This window comes from Coriobacteriia bacterium (genome assembly GCA_034370385.1).
In the GTDB taxonomy this organism is placed as follows: Bacteria; Actinomycetota; Coriobacteriia; order Anaerosomatales; family PHET01; genus JAXMKZ01.
The window spans coordinates 86,100-106,610 of sequence record JAXMKZ010000029.1; the positions used below are offsets into that span (position 1 = coordinate 86,100).

Below are 20,511 nucleotides of genomic sequence, written 5' to 3' on the forward strand. Positions count from 1 at the left end.
AGAGGGGACTTATGCGTACGACGTACGCCGTAGGTATCGATGTGGGGGGAACGCGCATTGCGGCCGGGCTCGTGGAGCGCAAGGGACGCATCGTCAAGGAGGCCAAGCGCCTCACCCCCAAAGGCGGGCCGTTCGCCGTCGTGGATGCGGTGATCGACCTCGCCGCAGAGGTGACCTCGGGGGTCCATCCTTCTGAAGTCGCGGGCGCCGGTATCGGCCTCCCGGCTCAGGTCGACTTCCTGCGGCAGGAAGTCGAATTCTGCACGAACCTGCCGCTGGCCGGGGTCGATGTCCGTTCGCTTGTGATGTCTCGCACGCGCAGCGAGGTGACCATCGACAACGACGGACATCTCGCAGCGTTCGGAGAGTCACGCTATGGCGCCGCCAAGGGTGCGCGCGACTTCCTCATGATCACGCTTGGCACGGGTGTCGGCGGAGGAATGTGGGTCGCCGGCGAGCCGTACCGCGGGTCGCGCGGGCTCGGTGGCGAGATAGGACACATGGTCATCGATCTTGATGGGCCGGAGTGCCCCTGCGGCGGGCGCGGCCACCTTGAAGCGTTTCTCGGCCGACCGGCACTGGCGGCCAAAGGGCAGGCGGCCGCCCGTGCGTTCTCCGGGCGGGCGATACTCGACGCGGCGGGCGGCGACATCGAGGCCGTGACCGCCGAGGCCGTGGTGATGGCGGCTCGCGGTGGCGACGCGGTGGCGCGCGCGATCCTGGTGGAGGCCGGAGAGGTTCTTGGTAGGGCGCTGGTCGGTTTCGTCAACCTGTTGAATCCGCGCCTCATCTGCATCGGTGGCGGTATCGGAGAGTCGGCCGACGTGCTCGTCGAGCGGGCGGTGCAGGTGATGCAGGCCGAGGCGCTCGCCGGGCGCCGTGATGTCGAGGTCGTGCCCGCGGTCCTCGGCAACGACGCGGGCGTGCTCGGTGCGGCCGCCCTCGCGTTCGACGAACATGACTCTCGGGAGGGCCTGCACCGGTAGGTCTTTCGGCAACGACGTGGGAGGTAGCGAAGGTGTCTGACGACAGAATCGATGAGGTTGAGGAACGGCAGCTCATCCTGAGGGACAAAGCGGCCCGCGAGGGCTTCGACATCCCCGAGGAGGTCCTCGACTACATCGCCGACAAGTACGCTCTTCCACAGACGCTCAAGGGCGCGCTCATCAATGTGCAGGCGTATGCCTCGCGCCGGGGCATGCCCGTGACCCTCGATGTCGCTCGGCTGGTGCTCGACGGGATACGGCCTGCCGCGGTGGTCGTGGAGGTGCCGGAGCGCGGCGAGGTTGTCGAGCACGAGGCCACCGACGACTCGCCGTCCACACCGGAGCCGGTCACAGAAGCCGCTCAGGATCTGGCCGCCGGCGAACAGCTGACGAGCGATGCGGTGTCCTCCTCGCTTGAGGACGCGCTATCGGCAGTGCTCGGCGCAACGGTCGTGGCGTCGGTGGATGATGTGGTGTCCGTCCCCAACGGTACGCTGTTCGAGGAGCCGCAGGTCCCGGTTCCCGCTCCGTCCCCGGCTCCCGTCCATGAGGTCTCCTTGCCGCCTGCGCCCGTGCCCGGGCCTGCGCCAGCGTTTGTCACGCCGCCTGCGCCCAAACCCGCTGCGGCCTTGGTGTGGTTCGCGCCGGTACGCACGACGAAGAAGGAGTCGCTCGTGGCCCGTGCCGGGCGGCTGCTGCAGCGAGCGGGACTTGAGAACACCATCGATGACGGCGACCTTGTCGCGGTCAAGCTCCATTTCGGCGAGGAGGGCAACACCGGGTTCGTGAGCCCTGTGTTCCTTCGCGAAGTGGTTCGTCTCGTCAGGGAAGCCGGCGGTAAACCGTTCCTCACCGATTCGAACACGCTCTATCGCGGGAAGCGCGCGAACGCTGTCGACCACATGGGATGCGCGGTGCGCAACGGCTTCTCCTTCGCGACCGTGGAGGCACCCATCGTGATCGCGGACGGGCTTGACGGCAGGGACGCCGTCGATGTCCCTATCAGCGGATACGCGCATTTCGACAGTGTGCGCATCGGATCGACGGCAGCCCACGCGGATGCCCTCGTGGTCGTGACCCACTTCAAGGGACATGAGGCCACGGGGTTCGGCGGGGCGCTGAAGAACGTCGGAATGGGTTTGGGGTGTCGCAGCGCCAAACAGCGCATGCACTCGGACCTCAAGCCGCAGGTCGGCGCCGAGAAGTGCACCGCATGCGGCAAGTGCGTGAGCTGGTGCCCGGTCGATGCCATCGCGATCACGCCGGACCGCATCGCCCGCATCGACTACGAACGGTGCTACGGATGCGGCGAGTGTGTGGCTGCGTGTCCGTACGCTGCTATCGCCATTCAGTGGAAGACCGAGCCCGGCGCGATCCAGGAGAAGATCGTCGAACACGTTGCCGGCGCGGTCAGCGGCAAGGACGGCAAGGTCATCTACCTCTCCTTCGTGATGAACGTGTCCCCCGACTGTGATTGCTGGCATTTCAGTGACGCGAGCATCGTCTCCGATGTCGGAATACTGGCTTCAACGGACATCGTCGCCATCGACCAGGCGGCATTCGACCTCGTCCAACGGGCTGCGGGTCTGCCAGGGACGCAAGGCGATGGTCTCGAGTCCGGTACGGACAAGTTCGCAGCCGTCACCGGAATCGATGGCACGATCGGTTTGGCCTATGCCGAGGCGCATGGCCTTGGCACCAGAAACTACGAGCTGCGCACGCTCGACTGAGTCGTTCAGCAGATCCAAGGGAGAGATGATGGACCTCGGTAGAATCATCAAGCGGTCCTGGACCATCACCTGGCGCTACAAAGCGCTGTGGGTGCTGGGGATCTTCGCGGGAGTGTCAGGGTGTTCGGCCAGCGGGGGCTCAGGCAGCGGCTCGTCCGGAGGATCCAGCAGCAGTGGTTCGGGCGCCCCGTGGCCGGGCGGTTTCGACCCCGGCGACACCACGCGCCTGATGGAGAGGCTCGTATCACTGCTGCCGCTCCTCATCGCCGCCACGGTTCTCATCTTCTTCATGGGCATGGTGTGGTCGATCTTCGCCATCGCGGCGCGAGGCGGGCTCGTGACGGGCGTGAGCTCCGTTGAAGACGGCGCGCCTCGACCGCTCGGCCAGCTGTGGAACGCCGGATTCGCGCGCTTCTGGACACTCTTGGGGCTCGATATCCTGCTGAAGTTGCCGCTCTTTGCGGTGGGGATGCTCATGATGGTGCTGATCATCGTGCCCATCTTTGCAACAGTGAGCGTCGGCGGGACGCCCGGTCCGGAGCTGATCGCACCGGTCTGTGGAAGCCTCGTCGTGGGCATTCCCGTGCTCCTCATCGGGGGATTCGTACTCGGGATCATGTACCTGATCGCGCTTCGCTACGTGATGCTGGGCGGCCAGGGTGCTACCGAGGCGGCGCGCAACTCGTGGCGGTTCTTCCGGGCGCGGTTCAAAGACACGGTTCTTGTCTGGCTTCTCAACGCCGCACTGAACCTTGCCGCATCGTTCGTCATCGCGATTCCGGCGGTCGTGGTGGGCTTGGCGATGTTCGTTCCCCTCGCCGTATCGATCGGATCGGGCGAGTGGGACGTGCTGCTCGCGTCGATTCCGGTGTTTCTCATCCTGTTTGTGGGTATCGGTCTTGCCTATAACGCGGTCTGGGGCACCTACACCTCGGCGCTCTGGACGCTGTTCTTCCGCGAGGCCGCTGGAATGACCCCGGCGCTCGTGGTCGACCCGGCCTCAGCGCCCGTGGCGTCAGCGCCACCCGCCGAGTACGCCCCGGCGCCCGTGTCGTCGGCTGAGAGCGTCGCTACGCCCCTGCTGCCCACACCGGGCGTTGACGCGGAGACGGGCAGGGCTGGTGGCGCCTGAGAGCGGTCGGCTGTCAGTCTGTGCGACGCCGATAGGCAACCTCGGTGACGTGACTCTTCGCGTCATCGAGACCCTGCGTGGCGCGGACGTCATCCTTGCGGAGGACACGCGCGTCACCCACAAGCTTCTCGCGCACTACGACATCACGACCCCCCTCGAGCGCTTTGACGAACACACGGCAGCGCGTCGCACCCCCGAGGTGGTCTCACGTGTACGGGCCGGTGCCTGGCTCGCCCTTGTCTCGGACGCGGGCACGCCGGGCGTGAGCGATCCCGGATCGACGCTGGTTGCAGCCGCGCTCGATGCGGGCGTCTTGGTCGAGGTGCTGCCGGGCGCGTCGGCTGTGCCGGCGGCGCTGGTGGCCAGCGGGTTGCCTACGCACGCGTTCTACTTCGGGGGGTTCCTTCCTCGCAAGGCAGGGGAGCGACGCCGGTTGTTCGACGGGCTCGCATCGCTTGACGCGACTCTCGTGTTCTACGAGTCACCCCATCGGACCGCTGTCTCGCTGATGGCGCTGGCGGAGGCGTTCCCCGCGCGGACGGGAGCCATGGCGCGCGAGCTCACCAAGCTTCACGAGGAGGTCGTCCGAGCTCCTCTGCCCGAGCTGGCCGCGCAGATAGGTGCCCGCGAGACGCTCAAGGGCGAGGTGGTCTTGCTGGTAGGCCCTCCTGCGGCAGGTGAGGCCGAGGTTGAGATCGATGAGGCCGCCGTGCGCGCTCGGGTCGATGCGTTGGTGGCGACAGGAGCATCGCGTAACGCCGCCGTGAAGACCGTCGCCGGTGAGCTGGGGCTTGCGCGCAACGCCGTCTACGCGATCGCCCACGCCAAGAGCTGACTCACGGGCGAGGAGCCCTCAGAGCGCGCGAATCGCAGAGGTACAGGCCTCGCACACGGGCCTGTCGCTGACGGTGACCATGGTCGAGTCGGCGGCACCGCAGATCGCACAGACGTCCTTGTGCTTCTGCAAGATGATGCGATCCCCCTCCACGAAGATGGCGAGCGGGTCCTTGACCTTGATGCCCAGGGTGCGACGCAGCTCCATGGGAATCACGATGCGACCCAGGTCGTCGACCCTTCTCACGATGCCGGTGTCGTGCATGGCGAGTGCTCCCTTGCGTGGTAGCCGCGTTGTCGGCGCGACGAACGGTTAGAATCTGCACGTGAGGCAGCCGCGTGTGCCGCGGGCACCTTCACTTCCAGTATTACCCACAGCGATGGAGCGCCGAAACACCATGAGCCGTCAGCCCTACTATCTCACCACTCCGATCTACTACGTGAACTCGGTGCCTCACCTGGGAACCGCCTATACGACGGTGGCTGCCGACGCGCTTGCGCGGTACCGCCGGATGGCGGGGGACGACGTGGTGTTCCTCACCGGCCTCGATGAGCACGGGCAGAAGGTCGCCCAGGCTGCCGAGGAGAACGGCATGTCCCCGCAGGAGTGGTGCGACTCGATCGCGCCGCGCTTCCTCGAAGCGTGGGAGATGCTCGGCATCAGCAACGACGACTTCATCCGCACGACGCAGGAGCGGCACAAGAGAGGCGTCCAAGCGTTTTGGACCAGACTTCATGACGAGGGCTACCTCTACAAGGGCGGGTATGAGGGCTGGTACTGCGTGCCCGACGAGACCTTCTACGCCGAGGATCAGCTTGAGGAGGGCAAGTGCCCCGGCTGCGGCCGTGACGTGCAGTTCATTCGCGAGGAGAACTGGTTCTTCAAGCTCTCGGAGTTCTCAGAGCGCCTGCTTGCCTACTACGAAGAGCATCCCGGGTTCATCCGACCCGCGACGCGCCGCAACGAGGTCATCTCGTTTGTGGAGAGCGGCCTTCGAGACCTGTCCATCTCACGGACCACCTTCTCCTGGGGTGTGCCGCTTCCCTTCGCCGAGAACCATGTGACCTACGTGTGGATCGATGCTCTACTTAACTACGTCACGGCAGTCGGCTACGGTTCCGAAGATCCAGAAGCGGCCGCGCGCTTCGAGCGCTACTGGCCGGCGCAGGTCCATTTCGTCGGCAAAGACATCATCCGCTTCCACTGCGTGATTTGGCCGGCGATGCTGATGGCGGCGGGGTTGCCGCTGCCCGAGTCCGTCTTCGCCCACGGATTCTTGCTCACCAAGGGCGAGAAGATGTCCAAGAGCAAGGGCAACGCCGTCTCGCCGGCTGACCTCGTGGCCAAGTTCGGCGTCGACGCCTACCGATACTACTTCCTGCGCGACGTGCAGTTCGGTGCCGACGGCTCCATTTCCATGGAGGCGATGATCCAGCGCATCAACGGCGACCTCGCCAACGACTGGGGCAATCTGTGCTCCCGTCTGTTCAACATGGTGGGCAAGTACTGCGACGGCCGCGTGCCGGAGGCGAGCGGTGGTGAGCCAAGCCCTGACGACGACGTGCTGCGTGGTGTGGCCGAGGGCCTGCCGGGTCGCTACGAGGCCGCCATGAGCGAGCTTGACTACGTCAGCGCCCTGGAGTCGGCGTGGGATCTCATCAAGGCCACCAACCGCTACATCGAGGAGTCAGCGCCGTGGAACCTCGCCAAGTCGGAGGAGACGATGGCGCGCTTGTTCGACGTGCTCTACAACGCGCTCGAGGCGGTCCGCATCGCCGCGCTCTTCTGCGCGCCGGTCATGCCGACCACATCGAATGAGGTCTGGCGCCGGATGGGCCTGCCCGACATCACCGCGGTGACGGACATCGCGGCTGAATCAGCATGGGGCCGGCTGCCGGCAGGCAACCCGGTGGAGAAGGGCGACCCGCTGTTCCCCCGCATCGACAAGGAAGCCGAGTAACGTGCCGGACTCCGCCGACTCCGCCGAGGCCCCCTCGCTGTTCAGGCCGCTGTTCTCCGATGCCAAGGGCCGGGCGGTGGCGGCGCCGGAGTTCGGCGGCAACCCCGTGGCCGATACGCACGCGCATCTGGACATGCTCGACGACCCGGGCGCGGCGCTCGCGCGAGCAGCGCTGGCCGGCGTGGGGTTCATCGCAACCGTGGCCGACGTCACCGAAGGTGCGGGGCGAACGTACGACAAGCTGCCCTCGTGGCTGGCCAATGCACGCGAACTGCTCGATGCTGCCGACTGCGCCTCGACGCCGTTGCCCCGCGTGCGCGTGGTGCTCGGCGCGCACCCGCACAACGCGAAGGACTGGGACGCAGCAGCCGAATCCGAGTTTCGCAGGTTGGCGGCCGACCCGCTGACCTGCGCGGTCGGTGAACTCGGCTTGGATTTCCACTACGACCACTCGCCGCGCACCACGCAGCGCGAGGCCATGCGCACGCACCTGGCGCTGGCTTCTGAGTTCGGGCTGCCCGGTGTCGTGCATCTCCGAGAGGCTCACGACGATGGTGCCGCCATCATCGCCGACGTCGGCGCGCCGCCCGCGGGACTCATCCTCCACTGCTTCAACCTCGACCCGATCGCACTGGAGCCGTTCCTCGCGATGGGGTGTCACGTCAGTTTTGCCGGTCCGGTGACCTTCAAGAAGGCCGAAGAAGTCCGAGCGAGCGCGCGACTGGTGCCCGCAGGCAGGCTGCTCACCGAGACGGACTGTCCGTTCATGGCTCCCGAACCGTTTCGCGGGCGCTCCTGCGAACCCGCGCTCGTCGCGTTCACCGCTGCCCGCGTAGCCCAAGCCCGGGATGAGCCGCCGGCGGAACTCGCTGCGCACACGTTCGCCGCCGCCCTCGAGCTGCTCGACACCTCGCGCGCATGAGCGGCCCCCGGGTTCTGTGCATAGCCGGCAGCCCTCGCCGGCAAGGCAACTCGGATCGACTTCTTGACGCGCTGACGGTTGGCGTGACGGCGGCGGGCGGCACTCCGGTTCGGCTCGTCGCATCCTCGCTCGGCATCGGGGGATGTGACGGATGCGGCGGATGCTCGGCGAGCGGAGAGTGCGTGACTGAGGACTCGATGGACGAGGTCTACGCGATGCTGGACTCGGCACGGGCGATCGCCGTGGCCACGCCCGTCTACTTCGCCACCGTTCCCTCGCAGCTCAAGACGCTCATCGATCGCTGTCAGCCGTACTGGGCGCGCCGCTACATCCTGGGCGAGCCTGCGCCTGCCCGGAAGCGTCCGGGGGCGGTGCTGGTCGTAGGTGGGGGCGGCGATCCGTTCGGCACCAGCTGTGCCTTGGCACCGGTGCGAAGCGCCTTTGCGGTCCTCGGGGTCGACGGCAGCGTATCGCTCGAGATCGTCGGCGCAGACGGACCGGCCGACATCGAACTCCAGCACGATACCCTCGAGCGGGCGATCACCATCGGTCGCGAACTCGTCGCGGCGGTCGGGGTGCACGGCCCCTGAGGGTCGCAAACAGCACTGCACGACCCCCCTAACCGCAGTCGTTCCGTGACGACCTGCGCGTTTGCGTGACGTACCGCAAAAGGACTAGCATCGAGACTCCCCTCGTTACCGGGTGGTTGCCATGTCGTCGATTGATTGAGGCTTTTGGATGAGGGTACGGCCGACTCGCTCGGCGCGGTCCCAGAAGGCACAACATCTCATCGCAGCTCTCGTTCCAGCACTCATCATCACACTCAGCATCACGGGATTCGTGTGGGCTCAGAAAGAGGTCACGGTCGTCGTGAACGGCCAGACCTTCCATATGAGGACTCAGGCCGCCGACATCGCCGGCCTTCTCGAAGAAGCGGGTATCGAAGTCGATGCCGCGGACCTCGTGACACCCTCCCTTGATTCGCCGCTCGATTCAACCACCACGGTGCTCGTTCGGCACTCGGTTCCGGTGACGCTCGATCTGGGCGGAAGCCAGATGCAGCTTGACGTCGTGGGCGAGAGCGTCGCCGATGCACTCGTAGCAGCGGGCACGGATCCCGCCGCGAACCCCGGCGTGACACCGCCGCTCGAGGCTCCCCTTCGTCCCGGGATGACGGTGCACGTGCCCGACGTCTTCGTACGGGTCACCCAGCAGGAGGCTACGCTCCCCGCGCCGGTTCGCTACGAAAAGGACTCGGCGCTTCCCGAGGGCACGAAGCAGGTGATCACCAAGGGCCGTTCCGGCAAGGTCATGCGGGTCTATCGGGTTCTGGTGACCAACGGGGTCGAAGGCACGGCGACGCTCAGCGCGGTCAAGACCATGGTGAAGCCGATCAGCCGCGTGGTCGCGGTCGGCACCGCGCGCAAGGGTGCGAGCCTGCTGTCGGTGATGAACCTCAAGGGCCGGGGTGGTTCGACGAAGCCGCCGGTCGGCGGACGCCGGATGCGTGTCGAGGCGACGGGCTACAGCGCCAAGGAGCCGGGTCTCGGGCCCACCACCGCGACGGGTGCACCCGCCGTCCGCGGGGTCATCGCCGTCGATCCGCGTGTCATCCCGCTTCGGTCCCGGGTCTACATCCCCGGCTACGGATACGCTATCGCCTCCGACACGGGCGGCGCCATCAAGGGCGCCCGTATCGACCTGTGCTTCGACACGGTTGCAGAATGCAACCAGTGGGGCCGTCGGCCCGTGACCATCATCATCCTCGACTGAGGTGCCTGTCTCGCCGCTCGCCAGTCCCTCGGCAACTATCGCTGTGCTGGCGCGGCACGGTCTGTCGACGAAGAAGTCCCTAGGTCAGCACTTCCTGGTGGACGACAACATCGTCGGCCGCATCATCGAGCTGGCCGCGTTGTCGGGGGAAGAGACGGTGCTCGAGGTCGGACCCGGGATCGGGACTCTGACGGTGCCCTTGTGCGAGCACGCGCACGCCGTGGTCGCGGTGGAACGCGATCGTGACCTCGAGCCGGTGCTGGCGCAGACCACCAGCGGATGCCCTCGCTTCGCCTTGGTTCACGCGGATGCAGTGGAGGTGACGGCGGCACAGGTAGCCGGCCCGTTCGGCCCGCCGTCCGCGCTCGTCGCGAACCTGCCGTACCAGGTGGCCGCGACGGTGGTGCTGCGCTTCTTCCAGGAGTTCACCTCGCTCGAGCAGGCCACGGTCATGGTGCAGTCCGAGGTCGCCGATCGAATGGCAGCGCAACCCGGTACGAAGGCGTACGGTTCCTACACCGTCAAGCTCAGGCTGCTCGCTTCGCCACGCGGCCGCTTCGCGGTGGCTCCGGGGTGCTTTTTGCCGCCGCCGCGTGTCGACAGTGCGGTCTTGCGGCTGGAGCGCAGTCCGCTCAGCGACGATGCCGCCCTCATCGCAGCCGCTTCGCGAGTGGCCGACTGCGCATTCGCGCAGAGGCGCAAGACCATTCGCAACTCGCTCAAAGCGACGCTCGGGGTCGACACGGGGCTGTTGGACGCCGCGCTCAGCGCGACCGGCATCGACGGAAGGGTTCGCGCTGAGACGCTGCCCCCGGAGGCGTTCATCGAGCTGGCTGCCGCGCTAGCGGTCTGAGCCCCGGAGCGAAGCGGCGGCGGCCTGCTGTAAACCTGCGGCAAACCTGGGGTTTCGACTAGCATTTTGCCTGTTCATGCTCTATAATCGCCACTCGAACCAAGGGAGGTTTGACCTATGGAGTTTTCTGGGCAGGCCGAGGTCGTCGGGCGCATTCGTTCGGACCTCGAGGGGATGACCGGCTCGCGTGTACGTGTACGGGCGAACATGGGGCGCTCCAAGATCGTCGAGCGCGAGGGTGTACTTATGCAGACCCATCCGTCCCTGTTCGTGGTTGAGGTCGATGAGAAGCGTTCTCGCACCGCTCGGGCTTCGTATCAGTACGTCGACGTGCTCACCCGCACGGTCGAACTCACGCACCCCGAAAGTGGAGAATCCGTCTTTCCCTGGCTCAACTAGCGTCACTTGTCAGCGATTTCGACTGAATCGAGCGCGGCGGCCGTTTCGGCTCCGCGCTCGTCGTCGTCCGGGGGTCGGCTGTGAGGCTCATCGCACCTGCGAAGATCAACCTGCTCCTTGCCGTGGGCGGAGTGCGCCCTGACGGCTACCACGACGTGACGACGGTGCTCCATGCGCTCGAACTCGCGGACGAGGTGACGATCGAGCCTAGCGATGCGCTCGAGCTGGAATGCGATCGCGATCTCGGTGTGGCCCCGGAGTCCAACCTCGCCTACCGGGCGGCGGCGGCGCTCGGTGCTGTCGTGGGACGCGTGCCGCGCGTGCGCATCAGGCTCGCGAAGATCATCCCCCACGGGGCCGGGCTTGGCGGCGGCTCCAGTGACGCCGCGGCCGTGCTGGCAGGGCTTGCAGCCGAGTGGGGGCTCGTGCGGACCGACCCCCGGGTCATCGAGGTTGCCGCATCACTGGGGGCAGACGTGGCGTTCTTCCTGTCCGAGACGCCCTGCGCGCTCATGACCGAACGCGGCGACCGACTCGCGCGAAGTTTCGCGGGCTTCCCCGGATTCGCCGTGGTCCTGGTCAAGCCGCCGGAGGCCGTGTCGACGGCGGCTGCGTACGCCGCCTTCGATCGTGCACCGGTGCCTGCGACCGCTGCCGACGCAATGGCAGCCGCCCTCGACAGCCTTGACGAAGCCGCGATGCTCGGCGCACTCGCAAACAATCTTGAGCGCGCAGCGAGTGACGTCGTCGGTGCGGTGGGCGAGGCGCTCGAATGGGTCGGCTCGCTGCCGGGCGTACACCGCGCCATCGTCGCAGGCTCGGGCTCCGCCTGTGTCGCCTTGTGCGAAGATGACCGGGTCGCCTCCGGAATCGCGGTCGCAGCGAAGGACCGCGGGCTGTGGAGCGCGGCGACGAGGCTCGGACGAACCGGTGTGCGCATCAGGTGATAGGGGAGGGGCCTAGAATGCAGGTTGACGCGGTGGTGCTCTCGGGCGGCGAAGGCGCCGTGATCGATCCCGCGGTGAGCATCAAGGGGCTTGTGCCGGTGGCGGGCAAGCCGATGGTCGAGTGGGTCGTCGAGGCACTGAGGGCGGCTGAGACCATCGGGGGCATCGCCGTGGTCGTCCCGAGCGCAGAGAACCTTGGATCCTGGGTGGACAAGGCTGACAAGATCGTCGTGTCCGACCAGCGCTTCGCCGACAACATCTTCGCAGGGGTGGACTCTTTTCGTTCCGCCCGGCGTACGCTCGTCTCGACCGGAGATCTGCCAGCGCTCACTCCGGAGGCGATTGACGACTTCGTCACGCGGTCTATCGAGGCCAAGGCCGACTTCAGCTACCCGCTGATTCGCGAGGAGGACATGGCGCGGCAGTTCCCCGGCTCGGAGCGCACGTACGTGCGCATCGAGGGCGGGAAGGTGACCGGCGGCAACATGGGGGTGCTCTCGCCGGACCTGGTCGCCCGGAACCGCGATATCGGCCAGCGCCTGTTCGAGACTCGCAAGAGCCCGTTTGCGATGGCCCGGGTCATCGGATTCCCCTTCATCTTCAAGCTTCTGTCGGGTCGCCTTCGTCCTGCCGATGTCGAGGCGAAGATGGCGCAGCTCATGGGCGGCAACTGCGTGGCGCTCTACACCGAGCACGCCTGCATCGGGGCCGATGTCGACAAGCCGATCGATGTCGTTGTCGCGGAGAGAGTGATGTTCGAGCGCGCTGACGGAAGGATTCGAACGGGAAACGCAGAATAGCGAGAGGAGTGGACGTGTGTGCCTAACCTTGACTGCGGGGGCAGTCCGGCTGCAAAAAGGGGGGGTCATGGATATCACCAAGGTCACGCTGCGCCCCGTGGACATGAACAAGGTGGTGGCCATCGCCAGTATCGTCATCGATGACTGCTTCGTGATTCACGACCTACGGGTCGTCAACGGCGACAAGGGCTTGTTCGTAGCTATGCCTTCTCGGAAGCTGCCCAACGGCGAGTTCCGCGACATCTGTCATCCCATCAGTACCGAGGCGCGAAGCGACATACAGTCGGCGGTGCTCTCGGAGTTCGAAGCAGAAGGTGGGCTCGGCTCGTTCCCTCCGGCTGACGTCGCCGAGGAGCCGCTCGGCTCCTAGAGTCTCATTCCGCGGTGCGATTTCAGGCCTTCTCGCCTGCGCGGTTGACGCGCCTTCCACGCGCTCCCTACACTTCACGGGCGCGTTGGGGCATCGTCTAACGGCAGGACACGGGATTTTGGTTCCCGTTATCCAGGTTCGAATCCTGGTGCCCCAGCCATCGCGCAGCCGCCGTGAGCGTGCACGTTCACCCGAGGGGACGACATGACCGCCACCGCTCTGATCCTCGCAGCCGGCGAGGGAACCCGCATGAACTCCGACACGCCCAAGGTCGCTCATCGCGTCTTAGGCGTGCCCATGGTCTCGCTCGTCGTCGACACCGCCCGACGGGCCGGGTGCGACCGCGTCGTGATCGTAACCGGCCACAAAGCCGAAGTGGTCGAGGAGCTGCTCGCCGGTGAACTCTGCGTGAGGCAGGATCGCCAGCTGGGAACCGGTCACGCGGTCATGTGCGCCGAAGATGCGCTTGCTGATGTCAGCGGATCGCTTGTCGTGCTCTCGGGCGACACGCCTCTCATGTCCGCCGAGACGGTCTCCGGGCTGATCGCCCTGCGCGAATCATCGGGCGCCGCGTGCACGGTGCTCACCACCCGCATGGGACATCCCACCGGCTACGGGCGCATCGTGCGCGACCGCGCGGGCGAGGTCCAGACCATCGTCGAGGAGAAGGACTGCACGCCGGAGCAACGCGCCATCACCGAGGTGAACACCGGCACCTACTGCTTCGACACACGCGTCATCTTCGCGCACCTCAAGAAGCTCACGACCGACAACGCGCAGGGCGAGTACTACCTGACCGACATGCTCAAAGTGTTCCGAGCGGAGGGACTCTCGGTGGGCGCGATGGTCACCGACGACCCGCTCGAGACGATCGGTGTGAACTCAAGAGAGCAGCTGGCCGAGGCGACCAGTGTGCTTCAGCACCGCATCAATCGACGGTGGATGCAAAAGGGCGTCAGCATGACCGATCCGGGGCTCGTGTGGATCGGCCCGCTCGTCGCAGTGGGCCGCGACGTCGAGATACTCCCGATGACGTTCCTGACGGGTACAACGCGCATCGGCGACCGCGTGACGCTGGGTCCGAACACACGCATCGCTGACTCGATCGTGGAGGACGACGCCGTCATCGACTCGAGCGTGGTAGTCGAGGCACACGTCGGTCCACGGGCGAGCGTCGGCCCCGTGGCGTACCTTCGGCCCGGAGCTGTGCTTGAGGCCGGAGCCAAGGTCGGCACGAGCGTCGAGATCAAGAAGTCCACGATCGGAGAGGGCAGCAAGGTGCCCCACCTGTCCTATATCGGCGATGCGCGCATCGGACGTGGGGTGAACGTCGGAGCGGGGACCATCACCTGCAACTACGACGGGCAGCGCAAGCACGCCACGGTGATCGGGGACGGAGCGTTCGTCGGCTCTGATACGATGCTCGTAGCGCCGGTCACGATCGGCGAAGGTGCCGTAACGGGGGCCGGGAGCGCCATTACTCGCGACGTCCCACCGGGAGCGCTTGCGGTTGAGCGGTCTGAGGTTCGCGTCGTCGAGGGCTGGACGGCGCGCAGGGATGGGAAGAAGAGCGAGTAGAGCGTGCCCGCGTCTAAGGAGTGGATGCAAGCGATGGTCGATCGATCCAAGCGGATGATGCTGTTCTCCGGTACGTCCAATCCTGAGCTGGCCGAGGATGTCTCGCGCCAACTCGGCGTCGAATTGGGCAACATCAAGATCCGGCAGTTCGCCAACGGCGAAATCTACGTGCGCTACCTCGAAAGCGTTCGCGGTGCACACGTGTTTCTCGTCCAGTCGGTGACACATCCGGTCAACGACACCCTGATGGAACTGCTCATCATGGTGGACGCGGCCAAGCGAGCCTCCGCCGAGACGATCACCGCGGTGATTCCCCACTTCGGTTACGCGCGACAGGACAAGAAGAGCGCTGCCCGCGAGCCCATCACCGCCAAGCTCGTGGCGGACCTGCTCACCACGGCCGGGGTGGACCGCGTGATCACGATGGACCTGCATCAGGGTCAGATCCAGGGGTTCTTCGATCAGCCGGTCAACCACCTGACGGCGCTGCCGATCCTCGCGGACTACTTCGAGTCACTGCACCTGGACAACTGCTGTGTGGTCTCGCCCGACGTCGGGCGCGCCAAGGCGTGCCTAAAGCTCGCCGAGATGCTAGGCTGTCCGCTCGCGATCATGCACAAGGGGCGTCCGGAGCACAACGTCGCTGAGATCACGCACGTCATCGGCGACGTCGCCGGCCGCATCTGTATCGTGGCTGACGACATCATCGACACGGCGGGTTCGGTGACCGAAGGTGCGAAAGCGCTCGTCAACGCCGGAGCGACGAGTATCTACGTCACGGCGACGCACGGGGTCTTCTCGCCTCCGGCTTACGAGAGAATCGACTCGTCGCCGGTGGTCGAGGTGGTCGTCACGAACACCGTGCCGGTGGCGGCCGAGCGCCGACACGGAAAGATACGCGTCTTGTCGGTGGCGCCGCTGATCGCGGCGGCTGTTGACAATGTGTTTAACGACGAGAGCGTCTCGGAGTTGTTCGACCCTGATTTCCAGTTGTGACAGACCCCGCCCCGGAAGCGGGCAGGACCGTAACGGATGCGCGACCCGCGCACGACAAGGAGCCCTAGAATGAGCAAAGCAAGCGAAATCACCGTCACCCCCCGGACTGTGGTCGGCAAGACCGCCCACCGTCTCGCTGCAGTCGGCCAGATCCCTGCGGTGCTGTACGGTGTCGGCCGCGAGGCGATGCCGATGGCTGTGGACCGCCATGCCTTCGAGCTGTGGGCCACGCACCACGCCTCCGGTTCCGGCATGGTCGAGCTGAAGGTCGAGGGCGAGAAGAAGCCCGTCAACGCCATGGTGCGCGAGATTCAGCGCTCTGCGGTCAAGGGCACCATCCTTCACGTCGACTTCCTCGCGGTTTCGATGGACAAGCCGATTCACGCCAACGTCCCGCTGCATCTGGTCAACGACCCCGAGGGTGTCAGGGCGGGTGGCGTGCTCACCGTCAACATCCATGAGCTCAACGTCGAGGCGCTTCCCGCCGAGCTGCCGGAGTCGATGGAGTGGGATGTCTCGGGGATGATGGTGGGCGACACGCTCCACGTCCGCGATATCGTGGCGCCGAAGGGAATCACCCTGCTCGACGAGCCGGAAGGTATCGTCGCATCGGTGCAGATACCGCGTCTTGAGGTTGAGGAGACCACCGAAGAGCTGACCGAGCCCGAGGTCATCGGTTCGAAGCCCGCCGACGAGGAGTAGCGCGAAAACGTGATCTGTCGCACCGTGGTGCGCGCCTCGTGACGCGCATGGTGATCGGACTCGGCAACCCCGGACCCGAGTATGTCGCGACCCGTCATAACGCAGGGTTTCTCGCCGTGGATCTTCTCGGCGAGAACCTGCGGGCCACCTACTGGAAAGACGAGGCGGGCTCATCGGTCGCCGTTGTCCGTTTCGGCGATGCGGACCTTGTCCTGGCCAAGCCGCAGTCCTTCATGAACACGTCAGGTGGACCGACGAAGAAGCTCGTCGAGGCATACGGCATCGTGGCACAGGACCTGATCGTGGTCCACGACGATATCGACCTCGCTCCCGGCCGTGTGCTGTGCAAGAGCGGTGGCGGTCACGGGGGCCACAACGGGCTGCGGTCGTTGCATGACAAGCTCGGTACCGACGCATACCAGCGGGTGCGCGTCGGTGTCGGCAGGCCACCGGGACGCATGGATCCGGCGGACTGGGTCTTGCAGCCGCTCAAGGGCGCTGCGCTTGAGGAGTTGCAGGACACGGTGCCGACGGCCGCGCAGGCGGTACTTGCGATACTCGAGCACGGAATCGATGTCGCGATGCGGGAGTACAACGCCGAGTAGTCGCGCACGCATCGCTCTGGATCGCCCGCCACCAGGTCGTGCGGGGAGACTACATGTAGTTCATCGGGTTTCTCGGCGATCCGTTCACGCGCACCTCGAAGTGCAGGTGCGCGCCCGTTGAGTTCCCCGTGCTACCGACCGTGCCGATGCGGTCGCCGCGCGAAACGCGTTGCCCGGTTCTCACGCGGATGCCGCCGGATGCCTGATGCGCGTAGAGGGTGACGACACCGTTTCCATGATCGATCATGACGGTGTTTCCGTAGCCTCCGCGGTAGCCGGCGAAGATGACCGTGCCATCAGCAGTGGCCACGAGCGCGGCGCCATGCAGGGACGCCCCGCCGGCCGAGGAGCGGCCGACATCGATGCCGGCATGGAAGCGTCTGCTGCCGAAGATCGGGTGGATCCGCCATCCGAAGGGCGAGGTGATGCGCTGAGAGCTGGGCACCGGCCACGCCATGATTCCGCCGAACTGGCCCGATCCGCTACCGGATAGCTCGGCGGCGATGCGGGAAGACTCAGCTTCTTCTTCCTCGGCGAGCGCCCTGAGCCGCGCCGCGTTCTTCTTGCTGTCGGCCATGAGGTCGGCCTTGCGGTCCTGCATGGATTCCCGCTGGTTCGCTGCGGATTGACGGGAGTTCTGGAGGTCGCGGAGTTCGTTCTCCACCGTCTGTGCTTCGCGCTTCTTCACGGCCGCGGACTTGAGCGACCGATCGAGCTTGGCCTTGCTCTTAGCGAGAGTGACGCGCGTGTGCCCGAGGTTGGCGGCGGCGTCGGAGTTCGATTCCATGACCCTGCTCACGAGTTCGGTACGTGTGATCAGGTCACGGATGTCCTGAGAGCCCAGCAGCACGTCGAAGTAGAACCACGAGCCCTGCCGGTACGTCGAGTTGACGCGTTCGGCCAGTAGCTCGCGCTGAGTATCGAGTTCGGCCTGAGTGCTCTCGATCTCGGACTGCATGCGCCCGGTCTCGACGCGCAGTTCAGCCACCTCGAGCCGAAGCTTGTTCGTGCGTTTGGTAGCCTGCGCGATCTTCGGGTCGAACGAGTCGGCTTGCTTCTGGAACGCTTCGATCTCAGCGTCGAGTGACTTGACCTCGCCAGCCAGTTTGCGCGCAAGGGCGTCGGCCTCGGCGGCCTTCTTGCGCGCTTCAGCGGCATTGTCGCGGTGTTGCTGAAGCTCGGCACGCGTGGCGGCGACAGCCGCGGGCGCGGGGAAACCCGTCGCGAGGGCGAAGGTCAGGGTGAGGGCGATGAGCGCGCGGCTGCGGTGCATCGTGTTCGAATCCTCCGGTGGCTGCGTCGTAGTGGTGGTTGCCCGGAAGGCGCTTCTCGCGCAGGATTATAGCAGTGCGCCGCCGTGGTCTCAATGGTTCGAGTTGGCGCTGCGGCTGCTGCGGCTGGCAGCGGCCGAGGACAACCAGCGGAGGGCGCGCGAGCGTCACGGGTATAATCATCCCACGCTTGCGCCCTGTCCGCTCACCGCGGCATCCATACGGAGGTCGTCCGTTGTTCCCTGTCGTCCATACCCGCCAGCTTTCTGAGTCCGTCTTCGAGATGGGCATCGAGGCTCCTCGCATCGCGGCGAAGGCACGTGCCGGCCAGTTCCTGATGGTGCGCACGACCGGTCGCGGCGAACGTATCCCGCTGACCTTCAGTGACTGGTCTGAAGGCGAGGGCTGGATTCGATTCATCTTCATGCGCGTGGGGAAGACGACCCACGAGCTTTCGCACCTCAGTGTGGGGGACTCGCTTGCCGACGTCGTCGGTCCGCTGGGCGTGCCGACCCACACCGAGCCGGTCGGGCGCGTCGCGATCGTCGGTGGCGGAGTGGGCGCGGCGGTGGCCTTTCCCGTCGCTCGGGCGATGGCGCAGGCGGGCAGCGAGGTCAGCGTCATCCTTGGTGCACGCACGCGGGAGCTGCTGGTGCTCCAGGACGAGATCGCCGCACTGCCCGGTGTCACGCTTACGGTTGTCACTGATGACGGTACCGCCGGCGAGAAGGGTCTGGTGACCTCGCCACTCAAGCGCCTCTGCGAGGCAGGGTCCATCGACCGGGCCTTCGCGGTTGGACCCGCGATCATGATGAAGTTCTGCGCGGCCACGGCCCGCGAGTACAACGTGCCCATCACGGTCTCTCTGAACCCGATCATGGTGGATGGCACCGGAATGTGCGGGGCGTGCCGCGTCACGGTGGGCGGCCAGACGCGCTTTGGCTGTGTTGAGGGTCCGGACTTCGATGGTCTCGCCGTCGACTGGGAGGAGCTCATGAGCCGCCAGCGCATCTACGCCGATGACGAGCGTGCCGCGGACTCGGAGTTCTCACGGGGATGCTCATGTCACCTGTAGACGACGAAGGGCTGCCTGCGATGCCCCCAAACAAACCTCGTCACAAGCCGAGCCGTGATCCGCGCACACCGATGCCCGAGCGGGCAGCTGAGGTGCGCCGGGGCGACTTCGACGAGGTCGCATCGGGCTACTCGAGCGATGATGCGTATCGCGAGGCAATGCGCTGCCTCCAGTGCAACAACCCCACGTGCGAAGCGGGCTGTCCGGTCAACATCCGTATCAAGGACTTCGTGGGAGCGATTATCGAGGGCCAACCGCGCAGAGGGGTCGAGATCCTCAAAGAGCGCAACGCTCTGCCTGCCGTCTGCGGCCGAGTCTGTCCTCAGGAGGAGCAGTGCGAAGCGGCGTGCGTGCTGGCCAAGAAGGGCGACCCGGTTGCCATCGGGCGGCTCGAGCGCTACCTCGGGGACTTCGACCTGGCCTGCGAGCTCGAGCACCGATGCGTCCCCGAGACCGCCGAGGCCAGCGGGTATCGCTGCGCAGTCGTCGGCTCAGGACCGGCTGGGCTGGCGTGCGCCGGGGAGCTTGCGCGGCTCGGCCACGAGGTCACGGTGTTCGAGTCGCTTCACGCCCCCGGGGGCGTCCTGACCTACGGCATTCCCGAGTTCAGGCTGCCCAAGGCCATCGTCGAGGCCGAGGTCGGTCTGCTTGAGGAGGCGGGTGTCCGCATCGTGTGCGACGAGGTCATCGGACGGATCGCCACCGTTGAGGAGCTCATGACCGACGAGGGCTTCGACGCGGTATTCATCGGAACCGGCGCGGGGCTGCCTCATTTCCTCGGCATTCCGGGCGAGAACCTCAACGGCGTGTACTCGGCCAATGAGTATCTGACGCGCGTGAACCTCATGGGGGCCTACGAGTTCCCCGCGCGCGCCGATACGCCGGTGTGGCGCGGCCGCAAGGTGGCCGTCGTCGGTGCCGGAAACGTGGCCATGGACGCCGCGCGAACGGCGATTCGCCTTGGCGCCGACGAGGTGTTCCTCGTGTATCGGCGCACCGAAGAGGAGATGCCCGCGCGACGCGAAGAGGTTCATCACGCCAAGCAGGAGGGCGTGGAGTTCAAGCTGCTGTGCTCGCCGCTTGAGATCACGGGCTCCAACGGCTGGGTCACCGGCATCGTCGCTACGCGCATGGAACTTGGCGAGACTGACGAGAGCGGCCGGCGCGCCCCGGTGTGCGTACTCGGCTCTGACTTTGAGATCGAGTGCGACACCGTGGTCATAGCCGCCGGCACAGGGGCCAATCCGCTCACTGCCGACGCCGCACCGGAGCTCGAGCGCTCACGCCGCGGGTACATCGTGACCGACGACGACGGTGCGACGAGCACGCCCGGGGTCTACGCCGGAGGGGATATCGTCACGGGCGCGGCCACCGTGATCCTTGCCATGGGCGCCGGCAAGAAGGCGGCGCGGGCGATGGACGTCTGGATGCACCAGCGCACTGAATCCTGAAATGCAATCGCGTGAGCGGCGCGCGGCGGACGCTCTTCTTGGGTACAATCGAACAACGACGAACGGCACGATTTGCCGCTTTACGGTTCAAATTCGGCTGTGTTCGGTTGCCAAGGGAGCATGAAC

Annotated in this window: 21 protein-coding genes and 1 tRNA gene; 20 read left to right on the forward strand and 2 right to left on the reverse strand. The window is 66.1% G+C overall.

Annotated elements, in window-relative coordinates:
- Window positions 1–11 precede the first annotated feature (11 nt).
- Genes U1E26_06535 through rsmI form a run of 4 tightly spaced genes read left to right on the forward strand, consistent with a single transcriptional unit; the run spans window position 12 to window position 4,683 of the window.
- Window positions 12–986: an ROK family protein gene (locus U1E26_06535; protein MDZ4169296.1), complete on the forward strand. Its 975-nt coding sequence runs from the start codon at window positions 12–14 to the stop codon at window positions 984–986.
- A 32-nt stretch (window positions 987–1,018) separates the two neighbouring features.
- Window positions 1,019–2,716 carry a DUF362 domain-containing protein gene (locus U1E26_06540; protein ID MDZ4169297.1) on the forward strand — a complete coding sequence of 566 codons (1,698 nt, stop codon included), beginning with the start codon at window positions 1,019–1,021 and terminating at the stop codon, window positions 2,714–2,716.
- 28 nt (window positions 2,717–2,744) lie between these two features.
- The gene (locus U1E26_06545) at window positions 2,745–3,848 is read left to right on the forward strand and encodes a hypothetical protein (GenBank protein ID MDZ4169298.1); all 1,104 of its coding nucleotides are present in this window, start codon (window positions 2,745–2,747) and stop codon (window positions 3,846–3,848) included.
- Window positions 3,838–4,683: a 16S rRNA (cytidine(1402)-2'-O)-methyltransferase gene (gene rsmI / locus U1E26_06550; protein MDZ4169299.1), complete on the forward strand. Its 846-nt coding sequence runs from the start codon at window positions 3,838–3,840 to the stop codon at window positions 4,681–4,683. Before U1E26_06545 ends, rsmI begins: the two co-directional genes overlap by 11 nt.
- Before the next feature lie 18 nt (window positions 4,684–4,701).
- On the opposite strand, the gene U1E26_06555 is transcribed toward rsmI, so the two are convergent.
- The gene (locus U1E26_06555; GenBank protein MDZ4169300.1) at window positions 4,702–4,947 is read right to left on the reverse strand and encodes an AbrB/MazE/SpoVT family DNA-binding domain-containing protein; all 246 of its coding nucleotides are present in this window, start codon (window positions 4,945–4,947) and stop codon (window positions 4,702–4,704) included.
- Between the two features lie 133 nt (window positions 4,948–5,080).
- On the opposite strand from U1E26_06555, the gene metG reads away from it, so the two are divergent.
- From metG to pth, 14 genes are all read left to right on the forward strand, one after another.
- Entirely contained in the window at window positions 5,081–6,643 is a 1,563-nt protein-coding gene (gene metG / locus U1E26_06560) for a methionine--tRNA ligase (GenBank protein MDZ4169301.1), read from the forward strand.
- Between the two features lies 1 nt (window position 6,644).
- Window positions 6,645–7,565 (forward strand): TatD family hydrolase, encoded by a 921-nt coding sequence (locus U1E26_06565; GenBank protein MDZ4169302.1) that lies wholly within the window; start codon window positions 6,645–6,647, stop codon window positions 7,563–7,565.
- Window positions 7,562–8,155, forward strand: coding sequence for a flavodoxin family protein (locus U1E26_06570; protein ID MDZ4169303.1), 594 nt, complete (start codon window positions 7,562–7,564; stop codon window positions 8,153–8,155). Before U1E26_06565 ends, U1E26_06570 begins: the two co-directional genes overlap by 4 nt.
- Window positions 8,156–8,303: 148 nt before the next feature.
- Window positions 8,304–9,338: a 3D domain-containing protein gene (locus tag U1E26_06575; protein ID MDZ4169304.1), complete on the forward strand. Its 1,035-nt coding sequence runs from the start codon at window positions 8,304–8,306 to the stop codon at window positions 9,336–9,338.
- Between the two features lie 43 nt (window positions 9,339–9,381).
- Window positions 9,382–10,191 carry a 16S rRNA (adenine(1518)-N(6)/adenine(1519)-N(6))-dimethyltransferase RsmA gene (rsmA, locus tag U1E26_06580; GenBank protein ID MDZ4169305.1) on the forward strand — a complete coding sequence of 270 codons (810 nt, stop codon included), beginning with the start codon at window positions 9,382–9,384 and terminating at the stop codon, window positions 10,189–10,191.
- A gap of 117 nt (window positions 10,192–10,308) precedes the next feature.
- Entirely contained in the window at window positions 10,309–10,590 is a 282-nt protein-coding gene (locus U1E26_06585) for a Veg family protein (GenBank protein MDZ4169306.1), read from the forward strand.
- A gap of 80 nt (window positions 10,591–10,670) precedes the next feature.
- Entirely contained in the window at window positions 10,671–11,537 is an 867-nt protein-coding gene (gene ispE / locus U1E26_06590) for a 4-(cytidine 5'-diphospho)-2-C-methyl-D-erythritol kinase (protein MDZ4169307.1), read from the forward strand.
- 17 nt (window positions 11,538–11,554) lie between these two features.
- On the forward strand, window positions 11,555–12,337 hold the full coding sequence (locus tag U1E26_06595) for a nucleotidyltransferase family protein (GenBank protein MDZ4169308.1): 783 nt from the start codon (window positions 11,555–11,557) through the stop codon (window positions 12,335–12,337).
- A gap of 67 nt (window positions 12,338–12,404) precedes the next feature.
- Window positions 12,405–12,707 (forward strand): septation regulator SpoVG, encoded by a 303-nt coding sequence (gene spoVG / locus U1E26_06600; GenBank protein ID MDZ4169309.1) that lies wholly within the window; start codon window positions 12,405–12,407, stop codon window positions 12,705–12,707.
- A gap of 86 nt (window positions 12,708–12,793) precedes the next feature.
- Window positions 12,794–12,867, forward strand: a tRNA-Gln gene (locus U1E26_06605).
- A gap of 44 nt (window positions 12,868–12,911) precedes the next feature.
- On the forward strand, window positions 12,912–14,285 hold the full coding sequence (gene glmU / locus U1E26_06610) for a bifunctional UDP-N-acetylglucosamine diphosphorylase/glucosamine-1-phosphate N-acetyltransferase GlmU (protein ID MDZ4169310.1): 1,374 nt from the start codon (window positions 12,912–12,914) through the stop codon (window positions 14,283–14,285).
- A 33-nt stretch (window positions 14,286–14,318) separates the two neighbouring features.
- The gene (locus U1E26_06615; GenBank protein MDZ4169311.1) at window positions 14,319–15,281 is read left to right on the forward strand and encodes a ribose-phosphate pyrophosphokinase; all 963 of its coding nucleotides are present in this window, start codon (window positions 14,319–14,321) and stop codon (window positions 15,279–15,281) included.
- A 69-nt stretch (window positions 15,282–15,350) separates the two neighbouring features.
- Window positions 15,351–15,983, forward strand: a complete 633-nt coding sequence (locus U1E26_06620; GenBank protein ID MDZ4169312.1) for a 50S ribosomal protein L25 — start codon at window positions 15,351–15,353, stop codon at window positions 15,981–15,983.
- 47 nt (window positions 15,984–16,030) lie between these two features.
- On the forward strand, window positions 16,031–16,588 hold the full coding sequence (gene pth, locus U1E26_06625) for an aminoacyl-tRNA hydrolase (GenBank protein ID MDZ4169313.1): 558 nt from the start codon (window positions 16,031–16,033) through the stop codon (window positions 16,586–16,588).
- A 49-nt stretch (window positions 16,589–16,637) separates the two neighbouring features.
- Here pth and U1E26_06630 read toward each other — a convergent pair whose 3' ends face one another.
- Complete coding sequence (locus U1E26_06630; protein MDZ4169314.1) at window positions 16,638–17,861, reverse strand: peptidoglycan DD-metalloendopeptidase family protein; 1,224 nt, start codon at window positions 17,859–17,861, stop codon at window positions 16,638–16,640.
- 233 nt (window positions 17,862–18,094) lie between these two features.
- Between U1E26_06630 and U1E26_06635 the strand changes: the two genes are divergently transcribed.
- Complete coding sequence (locus U1E26_06635; protein MDZ4169315.1) at window positions 18,095–18,934, forward strand: sulfide/dihydroorotate dehydrogenase-like FAD/NAD-binding protein; 840 nt, start codon at window positions 18,095–18,097, stop codon at window positions 18,932–18,934.
- 20 nt (window positions 18,935–18,954) lie between these two features.
- Window positions 18,955–20,385, forward strand: a complete 1,431-nt coding sequence (gene gltA, locus U1E26_06640) for an NADPH-dependent glutamate synthase (protein MDZ4169316.1) — start codon at window positions 18,955–18,957, stop codon at window positions 20,383–20,385.
- Window positions 20,386–20,511 lie beyond the last annotated feature (126 nt).

Bases quoted from the DNA above. Each gene is read 5' to 3' on its own strand.
- U1E26_06545 (MDZ4169298.1), top strand. From the start codon at position 2,745: ATGGACCTCGGTAGAATCATCAAGCGGTCCTGGACCATCACCTGGCGC.
- U1E26_06570 (MDZ4169303.1), top strand. From the start codon at position 7,562: ATGAGCGGCCCCCGGGTTCTGTGCATAGCCGGCAGCCCTCGCCGGCAA.
- pth (MDZ4169313.1), top strand. From the start codon at position 16,031: ATGGTGATCGGACTCGGCAACCCCGGACCCGAGTATGTCGCGACCCGT.
- glmU (MDZ4169310.1), top strand. From the start codon at position 12,912: ATGACCGCCACCGCTCTGATCCTCGCAGCCGGCGAGGGAACCCGCATG.
- spoVG (MDZ4169309.1), top strand. From the start codon at position 12,405: ATGGATATCACCAAGGTCACGCTGCGCCCCGTGGACATGAACAAGGTG.
- U1E26_06535 (MDZ4169296.1), top strand. From the start codon at position 12: ATGCGTACGACGTACGCCGTAGGTATCGATGTGGGGGGAACGCGCATT.
- U1E26_06575 (MDZ4169304.1), top strand. From the start codon at position 8,304: ATGAGGGTACGGCCGACTCGCTCGGCGCGGTCCCAGAAGGCACAACAT.
- gltA (MDZ4169316.1), top strand. From the start codon at position 18,955: ATGCCCCCAAACAAACCTCGTCACAAGCCGAGCCGTGATCCGCGCACA.
- metG (MDZ4169301.1), top strand. From the start codon at position 5,081: ATGAGCCGTCAGCCCTACTATCTCACCACTCCGATCTACTACGTGAAC.
- U1E26_06620 (MDZ4169312.1), top strand. From the start codon at position 15,351: ATGAGCAAAGCAAGCGAAATCACCGTCACCCCCCGGACTGTGGTCGGC.
- U1E26_06595 (MDZ4169308.1), top strand. From the start codon at position 11,555: ATGCAGGTTGACGCGGTGGTGCTCTCGGGCGGCGAAGGCGCCGTGATC.
- U1E26_06555 (MDZ4169300.1), bottom strand. From the start codon at position 4,947: ATGCACGACACCGGCATCGTGAGAAGGGTCGACGACCTGGGTCGCATC.
- U1E26_06630 (MDZ4169314.1), bottom strand. From the start codon at position 17,861: ATGCACCGCAGCCGCGCGCTCATCGCCCTCACCCTGACCTTCGCCCTC.
- U1E26_06585 (MDZ4169306.1), top strand. From the start codon at position 10,309: ATGGAGTTTTCTGGGCAGGCCGAGGTCGTCGGGCGCATTCGTTCGGAC.
- U1E26_06615 (MDZ4169311.1), top strand. From the start codon at position 14,319: ATGGTCGATCGATCCAAGCGGATGATGCTGTTCTCCGGTACGTCCAAT.